The following is a 15,682-nucleotide window of genomic DNA, read 5'->3' as shown; positions in this document are numbered from 1 at the left end:
AGGAAATAAATGAAGCATCTCAAAGCGCTGATACTGGTCCCGGCGGCCATTCTGGCGGTAACGGCTTGTCGGCCTGACGATAGCAGGAAGGTGGATGACGCCCTGAATGCTGACCTCACGCTGGCTGCACAGGCGCGGCCGTATACGGCAATGGACAGCATCTCGGCGATGGAGCGGGCTTATGCGGCGCAGGGTCTGGCCCCGGTGGGTTATGCGCCCAACGGCTCGCCTGTCTACAGCCAGCCGGTTCGTGAGCGGGTAGTGTACCGCGATCGCCCGGTTTACCGCAGTTCGACGAGCTCGGGGACCTCTTCCACGGCGCGTAGGACGACCCGTATAAAGCACACCCAGCGTGACGCGGCCATTGGTGCGGTGACTGGTGCGGCGATCGGCGCGGTGACGAGCCGGGACAAGCTCAAGGGTGCCGTGGTCGGCGGCGTCGCGGGCGCGGTGCTCGGCGGCGTGATCGGCAACAACGTGGACATCACGAAGCGCTAAGACCGGAATCCAGCAGTGGGAGACCCCCGTACCTTTCTGTGCGGGGGTTTTCTTTTGCCCGCCAATCCGGCAGTCAATTGTTTATCACAAATATTTGCCAGCTAGAAAAGGCGGTTCAGAGGGTGTCCAGCTGTCCCGGAGAATCGTCCACACAGCGGGACGCGCTTACCCGTTACCCGCTACCCGTTACCCGTTACCCGTTACCCGTTACCCGTTACCCGTTACCCGTTACCCGCGTGGGAGCGCGACGAGTTGATCTCGAGGCGCCGTAAGATCTCGCCTTCCGGTACACGCGCAGCGCATGCCTGAGCGCCCGGAAACCAGCTTCTCGCCCCTCTGTGGTGGGGCGTTAAATTAGGGTGATGTCGAGCGATCCGATCACGAGCGTCTTCAACGACGGCTACATCGCCGAGACCTACGAGTCCTATCAGCGCGATCCGTCTTCGGTCGAAGAGTCGTGGCGCCAGTTCTTCCGTTTCGCCGAGCAGCTTGGTGGAGCGACTTCGGCAGCGGGAGGCGCGCCGGGAGCGGCTGCCGTCAAAGTTGACGGCGATCTACTCAGGAAGGTTGCGGGAGCCGCATCGCTCACCGACTCCATCCGGGCCTACGGTCATCTTGCTGCGCAGATAGATCCACTGGGCGACAGGCCCCGCGGTACCCCTGAGCTGACGCCGGAATTCCACGGTCTCACCGAGGCCGATCTGCAGACGATTCCTGGCGAGGCGCTGCGGGCGAGCGAGCCGACGGCCGCGGATTTCGTGAATCGCCTGAGATCGCTCTACTCGGGCGATATCGGATTCGAGTTCGATCACCTTGGTGAAGCCGGCGAGCGGGAATGGCTGAGAGAGCAGATCGAGAGCGGTCGGCTGCACCAGCCGCTGAGCGCCGACGAGAAGAAAGCGATTCTTCGCCGCCTCACCGAAGTAGATGGTCTCGAGCGGTTCCTCGGCAGGGTTTATCAGGGCTACAAACGGTTCTCGATTGAAGGCACGGACATGCTCGTGCCGATGCTCGATACGGCGATCGAGTCGGCGGCAGCCGCTGGTGCGAGCGAGGTTGGCATCGCGATGGCGCATCGCGGCCGCATCAACGTTCTCGCGCACGTTCTTCAGAAGCCATACAAGACGATTTTCGGAGAGTTCGAGGGGAGGCACGCCGCGACAAATGCGGAGAGTGAGACGGGCGACGTCAAATACCACCTCGGCTTCACGGCGAAGCGGAAGGTGGGTGATGGGGAAGTGACTATCTCTCTGGCCCCGAATCCGAGTCACCTCGAGTTCGCCAACCCGGTGCTCCAGGGCGTGGCGCGCGCGCGGCAGACACTGCTTGCGTCAGATGGCGAGCGTGATGAGTCCTCGGCAGTGCCGGTGATGATTCACGGCGACACCGCGTTCCCGGGCGAAGGAGTGGTCGCCGAAACGTTCAACATGTCGCGGCTGCGCGGGTATCGCGTGGGCGGCACGCTGCACATCATCACGAACAACCAGGTGGGGTTCACGACCGATCCGATAGACGCGCGCTCGACGTACTACGCCAGCGATCTGGCGAAGGGATTTGAGGTGCCGATCGTGCATGTGAACGCTGAGGATGCGAACACGTGCGTGCGCGTGATGCAGCTTGGCGTCGAGTATCGCGCGAAGTTCGGCAAGGACTTCCTCGTGGATCTCGTCGGCTATCGCCGTCACGGGCACAACGAGACGGACGAGCCGGCGTTCACTCAGCCGGCGATGTACGCGCAGATCAAGTCGCATCCTTCGCCGCGCGAAGTGTGGGGACAGAAGCTGGTCGAGGAAGGGCTCGTCACGGCCGCTGAGGTGAAGTCTCTCGATGCCGAGATCGCAGCGTCGTTCGAGAAGATTCAGAGGGGTGCGTCGGCGGGCGATGGCGAGATCACGTTGCCGGGCGAGGTAGTGAAGCCGGCCGATGCCGCCGAAGGTGCGAAGACCGCCCTGCGCAGCGAGCAGCTCGTGGCGATGAACGAGCAGCTTCTCATATGGCCACAGACATTCAAGCCGAACAGCAAGCTCGCGAAGACGCTTCGGCGGCGGCGTGACGCCGTTGGCGAAGCAGGTGGAATAGACTGGGGGCACGCGGAAGCGCTGGCGTTCGCGTCGCTGCTCGTCCAAGGCACTTCTGTGCGCATGTCGGGTCAGGATGTGGAGCGCGGAACGTTCTCGCACCGGCAGGCAGTTCTGCATGATGCCGAGACGGGCGAGACCTATACGCCGCTTCAGCATCTGCCCGAGGCGCGCGGCCGGTTCGAGATCTACAACAGCCCGTTGTCGGAGACGGCGGTGCTGGGCTTCGAGTACGGGTTTAGCATGGCGACGCGGAACGCGCTGGTACTGTGGGAAGCGCAATTCGGCGACTTCGTGAACGTGGCGCAGCCGATCATTGACCAGTTCATTGTGTCCGATCGGGCCAAGTGGGGACAGGATTCGTCGCTGGTGCTGCTGCTGCCGCACGGTTACGAGGGGCAGGGTCCGGAGCACTCGAGCGCACGTCTCGAGCGGTTCCTGCAGTTGTGCGCCGAGAACAACATGTTCGTCGCGTATCCGTCCACTCCGGCGCAGTACTATCACATTCTGCGGAGGCAGATGTCGGAGAGCCGGCGTCGTCCGCTCGTGCTGATGCAGCCGAAGAGTCTGCTGCGGCTGCCCGAAGCGGCATCGCGACTGGGCGATCTGGCCGACGGCGGTTTCCAGACGGTGATCGATGATGCGGCCGTGTCGGGTCATCGCGAGCAGGTGAAACGTCTCGTGTTCTGCACGGGAAAGATCTACTACGACCTGGTTGTGAAGCGTGCTCCTCACGTCGCGCTCGTTCGGGTGGAGCAGCTCTATCCATGGCCGCACGACGAGGTGGCGAAGATCGTGGATCTGTATCCCGCCGCAGCGGAAGTGGTGTGGGCGCAGGAGGAGCCGAAGAACATGGGCGCCTGGACGTACGTATCGCCGCGTCTTCGCGTATCCACGGGCAACGCGGTGATCGTGCGCTACATCGGGCGACCCGAGCGCGCGAGCCCGGCGGAGGGATACTCCTTGGCGCACAAGGCGGAGCAGGAGCGGATCGTGTCCGAAGTGGTTGCTCCGATGGAGGCACCAGCTGGCGGGAGGCGCCGGAGTGCAATCGCGAGCCGTTAGCAGCCGGCAGTAATCCCCAAACCAGATGGAGTTCATGAAGCGAGCCGTACTTGCTCTTGTGGCAGTGATGATGGTTGGAGCGCCGCGATTTCTATCGGGACAGGGAAGCGGCGCTGTGTCTTTGCAGTGCTATCACTGCGCGCCCAGCGACTGGCGGCGCGTGCTGGTCATCGGTGCGCATCCCGATGACGAGGATACGCAGCTCATCGCATGGCTGCAGCGAAGCGGCCGGGCGGAGACGGCCTATCTCTCGCTGACTCGCGGTGACGGGGGTCAGAATCTCATCGGTAACGAGCTCGGAGAGGCGCTCGGAATCATCCGCACCGAGGAACTTCTCGCGGCGCGGCGAGTGGATGGAGCGCATCAGTTTTTCACACGTGCCTACGATTTCGGCTTCTCGAAGAGCGCGGCCGAAACTTTCACGCACTGGCCGAAGGACTCGCTGCTGAATGACGTCGTGAAGGTCGTGCGCGCGTTCAGGCCGCACGTGATCATGGCGGTATTCTCGGGAACCCCGCGCGACGGCCACGGGCAGCACCAGGTGTCGGCGATTCTGGCGAAGGAAGCGTACGAGAGCGCGGCGGCCGACACGGTGAGGTATCCCGTGCGCATATTCGGTCCAGCCTGGACGCCACTCAAGATCTATCGGTTCGCCCGATTCGCGCCCGAGGGAGCGACGATCCGTTTCAACGTAGGCGAGTTCAATCCGGCGCTCGGGAAATCATACGCCGAGATCGCAGGGGAGAGCCGCTCGCAGCACAAGTCGCAGGGATTCGGGACTCTTCAGAGAAAGGGCGTCGTCTGGGACCTGCTGAGACGCGAATCGAGCAGGGTCAACGAAAGTACGGACGCGAAGTCCGAGCAATCCATGTTCGATGGAATCACTGCGCCTGCACCGGGCGAGATTGACGTGCCTGCGTGGCACGACTCGACCCAGAGCGCGATAGCGCTCGAAGCAGTCGCCGACAGACAGTACGTCGCGCTTGGCGACAGCGCGCGTGTTACGGCGACGCTGTACAACCGGAGCCGGAGTGAAGCGGAAGTGAGGCCGCAGATCGGCGGCGGAGTCCTTGGCGACGCGGTGCGTGTGCCTGCCGATAGTGCCTACTCGTGGACCTTCCGCGTGCGCGGGAGCGAGATCACACAGCCGTGGTGGCTCGCGACGCCGAGAAACGGAGACTTGTTCTCGCCGCCAATTCCGGCGGCGACTCCGGAGATGATCGGGAATGGAGATTTTCGCGCAACCGCCGAGGATCAGCGTGCGAAGCGTGGTGGGGCGATTGCGCTCGTCCGTCTGCCGGGAGGAGAGGTTCTGGTGGAGCACACTGCGCCCATCGTGTATCGCTATGCCGATCCAGTTCGCGGTGACGTTCAGCGGCCGCTTGCAGTCATGCCGGCGTTGAGCGTCACGCTCGACCGGGCAAACGAGCTGGCGCGGGCGAATACGCCGCTCGAGAGGTTTTTCACCGTGACCTTGCGGTCTGCGATCATGAAGCCGCAGTCCGTGAGCGTGACACTGACTCTCCCGGCTGGGCTCACTGCGGATTCGGCGACGCGCACGGTGACGCTCGACTCCGCCGGGACCCGTGCAATCACGTTCAGAGTGCATGGGCGGCTCGCACCGGGACAGCACGAGGTGAAAGCGCGTGCGTCGGCGAATGGAATCACGTACGACAGCGGCTTCATCCCCATTGACCACGACCATATCAGTCCGGAGCGTTTCTATAGGCCGGCTGTCGTGGCGCTCCATTCAGTGGACGTGAAAATCCCCGCCACCGTGCGCATCGGTTACATCCACGGTGTCGGTGACAATGTCGAGCCGGCGCTCGAGCAGCTCGACATTCCTGTGACCGTGATCGAGCCGCGCGCGATCCCGACCGTCGATCTGTTGAAGTTCAGCACTGTGGTGGTGGGTCCGAGGGCGTACCAGGCGAGCCACGAGCTGGTGGACAACAATCCGTATCTGCTCGCGTACGCGAGAAACGGCGGAACTCTGGTCGTACAGTACGGACAGTATGAGATGACCCAGCCCGGAATGATGCCGTACTCCATCTCGATTGCCAGGCCGCACGACCGCGTGACTGAAGAGAACGCGCCGATAACCATCATCGATGCTGCGTCAGCCGCTGTCAGGCGCCCGAACGTCATTACGAGCGCCGACTTCGCCGGCTGGATCCAGGAGCGTGCGCTGTATATGCCGCGCACGTTCGACGAGAGGTATCATCCGATCGTCGCGCTCAACGATCCGGGCGAGCCGGCCAATCGGGGCGGGATCATCGTCACTCCGTACGGCAGGGGCCTCTACGTGTACACGACGCTGGCGTTCTTCAGGCAGTTGCCGGCGGGAGTGAGTGGGGCAACCCGGCTGTTCGTCAACCTTCTGGCGATGAACGGCGCAGAGCGGGAAGCGAGGGCCGGGTCTGGCATGGGCCGATGATGAGACGCCTGACGCTCGTTGCGGCGGCGCTTGCGGCGCTTGCGGCGCTCTCGTGCTCGAGCGACAAAAGAACCGTGCTCACGGTCTATTCGCCGCACGGAAAGGATCTGCTCGGGTATCTCGAGCAGGGGTTCGAGAAGGCGCACCCGGACATTGACGTTCAGTGGGTGGACATGGGGTCGCAGGAGGTGCTCGACCGCGTGCGCGCGGAAGCGGCGAATCCGCAGGCCGACGTATGGTTCGGCGCGCCGGCCGAGGCGTTCGACAGGGCGACGAAGGAGAATCTGCTCCAGCCCTATATCCCGACGTGGTCGAACGCGGTGGCCGTCGACGGGCGCGACTCGGGGGACCACTGGTACGGAACGTATCTGACCCCCGAAGTCATCGCTTACAACACCGACGCGGTGACACGCGAGGAGGCGCCGAAGGACTGGGACGACGTGCTCGACCCGAAGTGGAAGGGCAAGGTGCTGATCCGCGATCCGATCGCGTCGGGAACGATGCGGGCGATTTTCGGCGCGATCGTGGCGCGGTCAGTGGCGAAGACCGGATCGCCCGAATCAGGATACGAATGGCTGCGAAAGCTTGACGCCAACACGCGTGATTACGTGCTGAATCCGACCATCCTCTACCAGAAGCTGGGGCGACAGGAAGGTGTGATCACGCTGTGGGACATGCCCGACATCGCTACCTTACGGCAGCGACTGAAGATCCCGGTGGATTACATAATTCCGGCGAGCGGCACGCCGCTGCTGGTGGACGGCATCGCGATCGTGAAGGGGACGAAGCATCCGAAGGAGGCGAAGCTCTACTACGAGTTCGTCACCACTCCCGAAGCCTTGAAGGCGGCGGCCGGGCAGTTCCTTCGCATTCCGGCGCGGACGGACATTCCGCAGGCGGAGCTGCCGCAGTGGATCCAGGACGCCAACGCGAAGATCAAGCCGATGCCGGTGGACAGGAAGATGATGGCCGAGCATCTGAACGAGTGGATGAAGTACTGGGACGCGAGCATCAGGAACAGCGAGCGAAATAAGTGAGCGCGGGATCGCTCGGACTGGAGCGGATCACACGTCGCTTCGGTGAGCACGTCGCGGTCAACGACATATCGCTCGACGTACCGGCGGGAGAGCTGCTCGCGCTGGTAGGAGCGTCGGGGTCGGGAAAGACGACGACGCTTCGCATCGCGGCCGGTTATGAGATCCCGGACAGCGGACGAGTGCTCCTCGAGGGGCGCGATATCACCGCGCTTCCGCCGCAGGAGCGCGGCTTCGGGATGGTCTTCCAGCATTACGCTCTCTTTCCGCACATGTCGGTCGAGGAGAACGTGGCTTTCGGGCTCGAGGCGCGGGGTGTTTTGCGATCGTTGCGCATAGACAAGGCGCGCGGCGCGCTCGACTCCGTCGGACTCGGAGGAGCCGGACATCGCAGTATCCAGTCGTTATCGGGAGGCGAGCAGCAGCGGGTCGCGCTCGCGCGGGCGCTGGTGATCGAGCCCAAGGTCCTGCTGATGGACGAGCCGCTCTCCAACCTGGATCCGACGTTGCGGCAGACGACCCGCGACGAGCTGCGGTCCATGCTGCACCGCGTCGGAGTTCCGGCGTTGTTCGTGACGCACGACCAGGAGGATGCGTTCGCGATCGCCGACCGAATTGCGCTGATCAGGAAGGGGAAGCTGCTGCAGGTTGGAACGCCCGAGGATCTTTACGATCGTCCTGTATCGCTCGATGTGGCGAGCTTCATCGGCCGGGCGACGATCGTGCCTGCGGAGGATCTGGGCGACCGAGTAGCGGTGACGATCGGAGGCGTGCGGCGCGAGCTCGCTGCGACGCGTCCCGCGGGAAGCAACAGCCGGCTTGTGTCGCCACGTGTCGTGCTGCGGCCGGATGCGCTCGAGATCTCGCCGGAGACGCAGGGAGTGTGGCGCGGCGAGGTGGTCAATCGCCGCTTCACGGGCGGTACGGCGGTGTATCGCGTGAGGGCGTCCGACGGCGTAGTGCTCGAGGTGGCGTCATCCGAGATGGGACTTCGCGAGGGAGAAGCGACGGGAGTTCGCGTGGCGCGCGAGCCAGTGCCGATAGTCAGTGGAGAATGAGCGCTAGCGCGGAGCTGGTGCGCGGATGAAGATGCCGGCGGACAGGCGCAGAAGCTGGGCGCTCGCGGCGCCCGTCTTCGTCCTGCTGCTGTGGACGGTCGTCTTTCCCAACGTCGCCGTAATACTCGGCAGCTTCGAGAATGGTCTTGGCCATTGGCGCGAATTCATGGCCAGCCCGGCGGATCGCGAAGCGCTGACGACGAGCATAGTCATCTCGCTCGCGTCGGTGGTTGCATCGCTGCTGATCGGTGTGCCGCTCGCGTTCCTGCTGAGCAGGTTCGAATTTCCCGGCAGAAAGATTCTGCGCGCGGTGGCGACTCTGCCGGCGGCGCTTCCGCCGCTCGTAGGGGTGATCGCGTTTCTCTTTCTCTACGGGGAAAGCGGGCTGGTGACGCGTGGTGTGCAGCGTCTCCTGGGAATGACCGAGGCGCCCTGGCGGCTTACCGGAGTGTGGGCGATCATCTTCGTCCACGCCTACACGATGTACGTGTACGTGTTCCTGTTCGTGTCCGCCGGACTGCAGCGATTGGACACGACGCTCGAAGAGGCGGCATCGGGGCTCGGTGCAAGCTCGTGGCAGCGGCTTCGACGCGTGACGCTGCCCTTGCTCACCCCGGCACTGGCGGGCTCCATGCTGCTGGTGTTCATGATGTCGCTCGGGTCGTTCTCCGCTCCGTACATATTCGGCGGCGGGATCAGGGTGCTGTCCACTCAGATAGTGTCGTCGAAGCTGAATGGATCCATGGGTCTCGCATATGTCGAGACGACCGTGCTCGCGCTAAGCGCTGTCGCCGGACTGTTGCTGTTCCGGTGGTTCGAGGGCAAGCGCAAGTACACGTCGTCGGGAAAGGGATCGGCTACGCGACGGGCAATCACTTCCCGAAAGGCGCAGATAGCCGTCGTGATCCTGTCGGTCGCGACTGTGGTCATCCTGGTCCTTCCGCATCTGATGGTCGTGCTCGTGTCGTTCGCTGTTGACGGCGCATGGACTACGCAGGTGCTGCCACCGGCGTACACGCTCGATAATTACCGTCACCTGGTTACCGAGGCACAGCTCTGGAAGCCGATCATTAACAGCGTTTCGATGGCACTTATCGCGACAGCGGCAAACGTGCTCGTGTGCTTCGTCGCGGCGTACCTGATCGTGCTGCGCCGGTTCGCGGGGCGCCGGATGCTCGAGATCCTGGTGGCATTGCCGTGGGCGATACCGGCGACGGCGATCGCGCTCGGTCTCGCCGCAACATTCAATCGGAACGATCCGCTCGCCGGACGTGTGCTGCTCGTCGGCACCTTCTGGATTCTTCCCCTCGCCTACTTCGTGCGTGGTGTACCGCTCGTATCAACCGCGGTGGAGAGCTCGCTCAGACAGCTCGACCCATCGCTCGAGGACGCGGCTCGCGGACTCGGCGCCTCGTGGTGGCTGACGATGCGGCGTGTCATCCTGCCGGCGGCACGGCCGGGACTCATCGCCGGTGCGCTACTCGCGGCCGTAACCGCTGTCGGTGAGTTCGTGGCCAGCGTGGTCCTGTACACGCACGCCAACCGTCCGATATCCATCGAGATTCTCGCCCAGCTCCGTGCACTGGCCTTCGGTACCGCGGCAGCGTATAGCGTGCTGCTGATCGTGCTCGTGCTGATCATGACGCTGACTGCGCGCGGTCTCGAAGACCGGATGGCCTGATTTCTAGACCGCGACTCCATCTGGAACGGGTGGCGCCTGCACTCGGCGGCCGTCGTCCACGCTGAGTCCGAGCAGCAGCGTGAGCATCACGAACGTCGCCGAGGTGAGAAACGGAATCTGGCGGCCGAAGTGATCGTATGAAAATCCTGCCCACAGCGGAATGATCACGCGCGACAATCCACCGAACGTCTGCTGCACGCCCATGTAGAGGCCGCGCTCGCTGCTCGAGATCACACGGGACAAGAGCGATGTCACGCACGGGAACGTAAAAGCCGTTCCGAGCGGGATGAAAGCGATCGTGATTCCGAGCAGTACATAGCCGCGCGCGAAAGGCATCCCGGCCAGGCCGGTCGCAAGCAACACCAGCCCGATTCGCGATAACCGCGCCTCACCAAATCTCTCGACCGCCGACCCGAGGATCCCAGCGCGAGTAATGACGGAGATGATCCCGATGTATGTGAAAAAGATCCAGATCGTGTGCTCGCCGATACCGAACTGGTCGGCGAGAAACAGCGGCAGGATCGCGGTCACTGCCGAGAACGAACCCATTGCGATGGCGTAGATCCAGATGAGTCGCGGTCCCGGCTCCTTAGCGTGCGAGATTACGCGGAGGATCGCTGCACGCGATGCGCCGCGCTTCTTCACAGACGTGCGAGCGTCCTCCATGTCGCGCGATTCGTGGAGGAACTTCCACGCGAAAGTCATGTTGACGAGACAGAGCGCGGCCGCCATATAGCCGGGCCCGCCGTGTCCGAACAGCAGCGCGAACGAGCCGAGGGGCGGCCCGAGCGCGACACCGACATTGGTAGCGGCGGAGAGCCACCCCAGCGCCTTCGCCCGGTTCTGCGGCTCCGTCGAATCGGCGACATACGCCTGAATGACGCCTACCGTTCCACCGCCCGCGCCCTGCACGACGCGCGAGAGAAGCAGCAGCCACAGCGAGTTCGCGAGGGCGAAGACGACGTAGGCGATCGCCGCCGCGCCAAGGCCAACGAGAAGAGCGGGCCTGCGTCCGTACCGGTCCGAGAAGCGTCCCCAGAGTGGGGCGCTGAGAAGCTGCGCAGCGGTGAACGACACCACCATCACCGTCACCATCATCGAGCCAGCGCCGAGAGTGCGCGCGTAGAACGGCATGAGCGGGAGCACCATGAGGAGCCCCACCATGTCCACGAACGCAGTGATGATGAGAATGAAGAGCTTCCTGAACATCAGCTACTCTGCCGTCTTGCCCAACGCGGCCGGCGGAACCGCCCGGCCAACAACTCCCGCGAGAGCGATGATGGTGAGGGCATAGGGAATCATCTCGACGAACTGCGACGGAATGAGCTGATTTCCCTGAAGCTGGATCTGCAGCGTCTCGGCTGCCGCGAAGAGGAGACACGCGAGAGCCGCGCGCACCGGATCCCATCGCCCGAAGATGACGGCGGCGACGGCTATGAATCCGCGACCGGCCGTCATCTGGTCCGTGAACTGATGCTGGTCAAGCGCGAGGAAGACTCCGCCAAGCGCGGCCAGCATTCCGGAGATCGCGACGGCGATGTACTGCACACGCCGAACCCTGATGCCGACGCTGGCGGCGGCATCAGGGTGCTCGCCGACCGCCCGCACACGCAGCCCAAACGGAGTTCTGTAGAGGAAGAAAGCCAGAATCGGCGCGACGAGCAGACCCATCCAGAGGAGCGGATTGTCGAATCCGTGTGCCGCCTGGTTTCCTCCGAATCCGTTCACGCGAGGAGAATTGGAGGAGCTGGCGAACGCGAGCTTGAGGAAGAATCGCGTGACTCCGATTGCCAGAAGGTTGATGGCGATGCCGACGACGACCTGGTTTGCGCGATACCGGATCGTGGCGACGGCGTGAATCAAGCCGAACACGAGGCCGCCGAGGATTCCGGAGAGAAGTCCGATCAACGGGCTTCCGGAATAGTGCGCGCCGAGCGTCGCCGAGAAGGCGCCGGTCAGCATGAGCCCTTCGAGTTCGAGACTGATGATGCCGGCGCGTTCGGCGATCACGCCACCGCTTGCCGCGAACAGATACGGCACCGCGATACGCAGCGTCTGCGTCAGAAAGGAGATCGGATTCATGCGGCCGCCGGCTTGCGCGCCTGGCGAAGCGCCGCGCGCACTTCAGGCACCGACATCGCCACAGCGAGAATCACGACGCCCTGTAGCACCTCGACCATCTGCTTCGGTACGAAGGCGTGGATCGCGAGCCCGCCCTGCGACAGCGTCGCGAAGAAGAGAGCCGCGAACACGACGCCGACGGGATGGTTGCGTCCCACGAGCGCCACCGCGATACCGAGGAATCCGGACCCGCCGGCGAACCCTTCCTCGTAGTAGTGCTTGTAGCCGAGCACATAATTCACGCCGCCGATGCCGGCTATCATGCCGGACAGGGTCATGGCGCGAATCCAGACTCCACCGACGCTCACGCCGCCGTATTCCGCCGCGTCCGGCTGCAGCCCCACGGCCCTCAGCTCGAATCCGCGACGACTCCTGAAGAGGTAAAACCAGCCTGCGGCGGCGGCGAGAAGGGCGATGATGATGGTGAGGTTGGCGGCAGATCCGTGGAACGCGCCGATGAACGAATCGAAGCGGGGAACGACGCCGGTGCGAATCTCAGGAGTGTGAAGGGTCTCCGCCACGTGAAGGTGTCCGGCGACGATCCAGTTCAGGAAAGCGAGCACGATGAAGTTGAGCATGATCGTCACGATCACTTCATGCGCGCCGAATCTCACCTTGAGCCAGCCTGGTATGGCGCCGATCACTCCACCCCCCGCTGCCGCCGCAATGAGACAGATCGGTACTGCGATCAGCCCCGGCATGGCCGGCGAAAGCCAGAGACCGATAAGCGCGGCGGCGAACCCACCCGTTGCGAGCTGGCTCTCCGCGCCGACATTGAACAATCCGGCGCGTATTCCGAGCGAGACGGCGAGCCCGGTGAACGTGAGAGTCGTCGCTTTGTACAACACCTGGCCGAACCCGTATGCGTTGCCCCAGGTGCCTTCGAGCAGCAACCGGTACACAGTGGCGGGCGACTGGCCGTAACTCATGATGAGCAGGTCGCCGCAGATGAGCGCGACGAGCAGCGCGATAACCGGCGGAAAAAGCGCTTCCTCGAGCTGTTCCCTGAACCGAGTGGTCACGCCGCGGACTCCTTCCTGGTGCCGATCATGTATTCGCCGAGCGACTGCTCGCTCGCTTCCGCGGCGGGCATGACCTTGCTGAACTTGCCGCGATACATCACGGCGACTCTGTCGGAAAGTGCCAGCACTTCCTTGAGCTCTGCAGACACGAGAAGAATCGCTTTGCCGGCCGCGCGGGCCTCACGGAGCTGCGCATGAATGAACTCGATGGCGCCGACATCCACGCCGCGCGTCGGCTGCGACGCGAGCAATACGCCGAAACGACGGCCCATCTCGCGGGCAATGACGACCTTCTGCTGATTGCCTCCGGACAGAGCCCGTGCAGGCAGGCTGGCATCGGGAGGCCGGATATCGAAGGCCTCGATCTGCTGCTGCGCGTTCTTCGCAATGCGCTCGCCGTCGAGAACGCCACGGTTGGCGAATTCGCCCTGCAGCCCGAGCACCAGATTGTCGGAGATAGAATAGTCGAGAATCAGCCCGCGGCGATTGCGGTCCTCCGGAATGTGTGACACTCCCGCATCGCGCCGCTCGGCCACATTCTCCCTGGTGACGTCGTGGCCATTGATCCGAATCAGGCCTGATTCGATCGGCCGGAGACCTGCCAGTGCTTCGATGAGCTCGGTCTGGCCGTTTCCCTCGACCCCAGCGATTCCGAGAATCTCGCCGGGCCTGATCGAGAAAGTGACGCTGTCAACTGCACGGGTCTTTCGTGAGCCGAGCACGACCAGGTCGGTGACCCGGATCGCGGACGTCATGTCGTTCGATGGATTGAAAGCCGGATGTTCGTCACTCTCGGTGCGCGTGCCGAGCGCGCTGGCTTCGTCGCGTGACGTCAGAGCTACTTCGCGGCCAACCATCGCCCGCGCAATCTGGGCTGGTGTGGTTCCCTCGGTCGTGAGGCGATCCACGGTCTGGCCGGCCCGCATCACGGTGATCACATCGGAAATTTCGATCACTTCGTCGAGGCGATGCGTGATCAGGACGATCGTCCCGCCACCGTCGCGGAGCTTGCGAAGCACGGTCCAGAGCTCGCGTACTTCGGGTGGTGAAAGCACGGCCGTCGGCTCGTCCAGAACGAGGATACGCGCTCCGCGAAAGAGCGTCTTGAGAATCTCCACGCGCTGCGCCTCGCCCACCGACAGGTCCGACACCTTCCGGTCCGCCGAGACCTCGAGGCCGGTCTCCCTGCTCAGCTTCTCGACATCGGCAACGGCCTTCGCATAATCGAACCGTATTCCTTTCACCGGCTCGCTGCCGAGCACGATATTTTCGGCCACGGTGAGCGTCGGCACGAGCATGAAGTGCTGGTGGACGACACCGATCCCGGCGGCGATGGCGTCGCTGGTGGACCAGCCCGTGACGTCGCGGCCGTTCACTTCCATCCTGCCCGCGTCGGGCCTGAGAAGCCCGCCGAGGATCTTCATGAGGGTGGATTTGCCGGCTCCATTCTCGCCGACGAGTGCGTGGATCTCGCCCTGCAGCACGTCGATAGAAGCGCCACGGTTGGCGCGGACAACGCCGAACGCTTTGTCTATCCCCTGCATGCGAATCGCGTGATCGGCGCGACTGCCCATCGCGGTGCCAGATCCTGTCATCGCGTGCTGGGTACCTTGATCCTGCCGGTGATGATCTCCTGCTTCAGCTGTTCGATACGGGTGTGCACGCTATCTGGTATAAGGGGCTTGTTCCGGTCGTCGTACACGTATCCAACCCCGCCCTCGGCGAGGCCGAACGAATAGATGCCGCCCTTGAACGTCTTGTTCTGCACACGCTGGATGGCGTCGAACACAGCGGCGTTGACGCCTTTCACCATGGATGTGAGAACGTGGCCCGGTGCTTCGTCGTACTGATCGGCGTCTACGCCGATGGCGAGCTTGTCCATCACGCGGGCCGCCTCGAAGACACCCTGCCCGGTGGAGCCGGACGCGTGGAAGATCACGTTGACCCCTGATTGGTACTGGCTGAGCGCGAGCTCCTTGCCCTTGCCCGGATTCTTGAACGCATCGGGAGTGACGCCAGCGTATTGCGCGATCACCGTGCAATCCGGGCAGACGTGCTTCACCCCGGCGCGATAGCCCGCCTCGAACTTGTGAATGAGAGGAATGTCCATTCCGCCGATGAATCCGATTTTTCTGGAGTTGCCGACGAGGGCGGCGAGAGCGCCGACGAGGAATGAGCCTTCCTCTTCACGGAACTTGAGGGCCGCGACATTCGGCGGCGGCGGGATGACGTTTCCCTTGTCGTCCACTGCGAGCGCGTAGTCAACGCAGGCGAACGAGACGCCGGGATATTCCCTGGCAAGCTTGGTGATGTCGTCGGAGAAAATGAAACCGACTCCAATGACGAGATCCATGTTCTCGGCGGCCAGCAGGCGGAGACCTGCTTCCCGGTCCGACCCCTCGCCCGGCTCGATGAAGCGAACGTTTGGGTGGAGGATTTTCTCAGCGCTGTCCGCGCCCGCAAAAGCGCCGTCGTTGAACGACTTGTCGCCACGACCGCCGACATCGAGGACAATGCCGACATCAGTCGCGCCCGGTCTGCTGGAATCCGTCACTCCACGGCCGCCGGCAAAGAGAAGCGCGGCATGCACGACGAGGAGGCCGGCGGCTACGAGGAGGAGTTTCCGCATTCAGGAGGATATTCGCCCACGGAGCGCTCGCCTGCAAGGCGGTATCCCCCCTTTCTATA

11 protein-coding genes are annotated in these 15,682 nt (G+C 63.6%); 6 read left to right on the top strand and 5 right to left on the bottom strand.

Annotated elements, in window-relative coordinates; genetic code table 11:
• Positions 1-9: 9 nt before the first annotated feature.
• The 6 genes from Q7S20_06870 to Q7S20_06845 all read left to right on the top strand — a co-directional run bounded on the left by Q7S20_06870 (position 10) and on the right by Q7S20_06845 (position 9,851).
• Positions 10-498 carry a YMGG-like glycine zipper-containing protein gene (locus tag Q7S20_06870; GenBank protein MDO8501548.1) on the top strand — a complete coding sequence of 163 codons (489 nt, stop codon included), beginning with the start codon at positions 10-12 and terminating at the stop codon, positions 496-498.
• Between the two features lie 362 nt (positions 499-860).
• Entirely contained in the window at positions 861-3,641 is a 2,781-nt protein-coding gene (locus Q7S20_06865) for a 2-oxoglutarate dehydrogenase E1 component (protein MDO8501547.1), read from the top strand.
• Between the two features lie 34 nt (positions 3,642-3,675).
• Positions 3,676-6,078, top strand: coding sequence for a PIG-L family deacetylase (locus Q7S20_06860; GenBank protein ID MDO8501546.1), 2,403 nt, complete (start codon positions 3,676-3,678; stop codon positions 6,076-6,078).
• Positions 6,075-7,115, top strand: a complete 1,041-nt coding sequence (locus tag Q7S20_06855) for an extracellular solute-binding protein (protein ID MDO8501545.1) — start codon at positions 6,075-6,077, stop codon at positions 7,113-7,115. The genes Q7S20_06860 and Q7S20_06855 overlap by 4 nt, the downstream gene beginning before the upstream one ends.
• The gene (locus Q7S20_06850; protein MDO8501544.1) at positions 7,112-8,170 is read left to right on the top strand and encodes an ABC transporter ATP-binding protein; all 1,059 of its coding nucleotides are present in this window, start codon (positions 7,112-7,114) and stop codon (positions 8,168-8,170) included. Before Q7S20_06855 ends, Q7S20_06850 begins: the two co-directional genes overlap by 4 nt.
• Positions 8,171-8,195: 25 nt before the next feature.
• Positions 8,196-9,851, top strand: a complete 1,656-nt coding sequence (locus Q7S20_06845; GenBank protein ID MDO8501543.1) for an iron ABC transporter permease — start codon at positions 8,196-8,198, stop codon at positions 9,849-9,851.
• Between the two features lie 3 nt (positions 9,852-9,854).
• Here Q7S20_06845 and Q7S20_06840 read toward each other — a convergent pair whose 3' ends face one another.
• The 5 genes from Q7S20_06840 to Q7S20_06820 are packed head-to-tail and all read right to left on the bottom strand — an operon-like array spanning position 9,855 to position 15,623.
• On the bottom strand, positions 9,855-11,060 hold the full coding sequence (locus Q7S20_06840; protein ID MDO8501542.1) for an MFS transporter: 1,206 nt from the start codon (positions 11,058-11,060) through the stop codon (positions 9,855-9,857).
• A gap of 3 nt (positions 11,061-11,063) precedes the next feature.
• The gene (locus Q7S20_06835) at positions 11,064-11,933 is read right to left on the bottom strand and encodes an ABC transporter permease (protein ID MDO8501541.1); all 870 of its coding nucleotides are present in this window, start codon (positions 11,931-11,933) and stop codon (positions 11,064-11,066) included.
• Complete coding sequence (locus Q7S20_06830; GenBank protein MDO8501540.1) at positions 11,930-12,994, bottom strand: ABC transporter permease; 1,065 nt, start codon at positions 12,992-12,994, stop codon at positions 11,930-11,932. Before Q7S20_06830 ends, Q7S20_06835 begins: the two co-directional genes overlap by 4 nt.
• The gene (locus tag Q7S20_06825; GenBank protein ID MDO8501539.1) at positions 12,991-14,589 is read right to left on the bottom strand and encodes an ABC transporter ATP-binding protein; all 1,599 of its coding nucleotides are present in this window, start codon (positions 14,587-14,589) and stop codon (positions 12,991-12,993) included. The genes Q7S20_06830 and Q7S20_06825 overlap by 4 nt, the downstream gene beginning before the upstream one ends.
• Positions 14,586-15,623 carry a BMP family ABC transporter substrate-binding protein gene (locus Q7S20_06820; GenBank protein MDO8501538.1) on the bottom strand — a complete coding sequence of 346 codons (1,038 nt, stop codon included), beginning with the start codon at positions 15,621-15,623 and terminating at the stop codon, positions 14,586-14,588. The genes Q7S20_06825 and Q7S20_06820 overlap by 4 nt, the downstream gene beginning before the upstream one ends.
• Positions 15,624-15,682: the final 59 nt, after the last annotated feature.

It is taken from the genome of Gemmatimonadaceae bacterium (assembly GCA_030647905.1).
In the GTDB taxonomy this organism is placed as follows: Bacteria; Gemmatimonadota; Gemmatimonadetes; order Gemmatimonadales; family Gemmatimonadaceae; genus UBA4720.
This window is presented reverse-complemented; position numbering and strand designations above follow the sequence as displayed.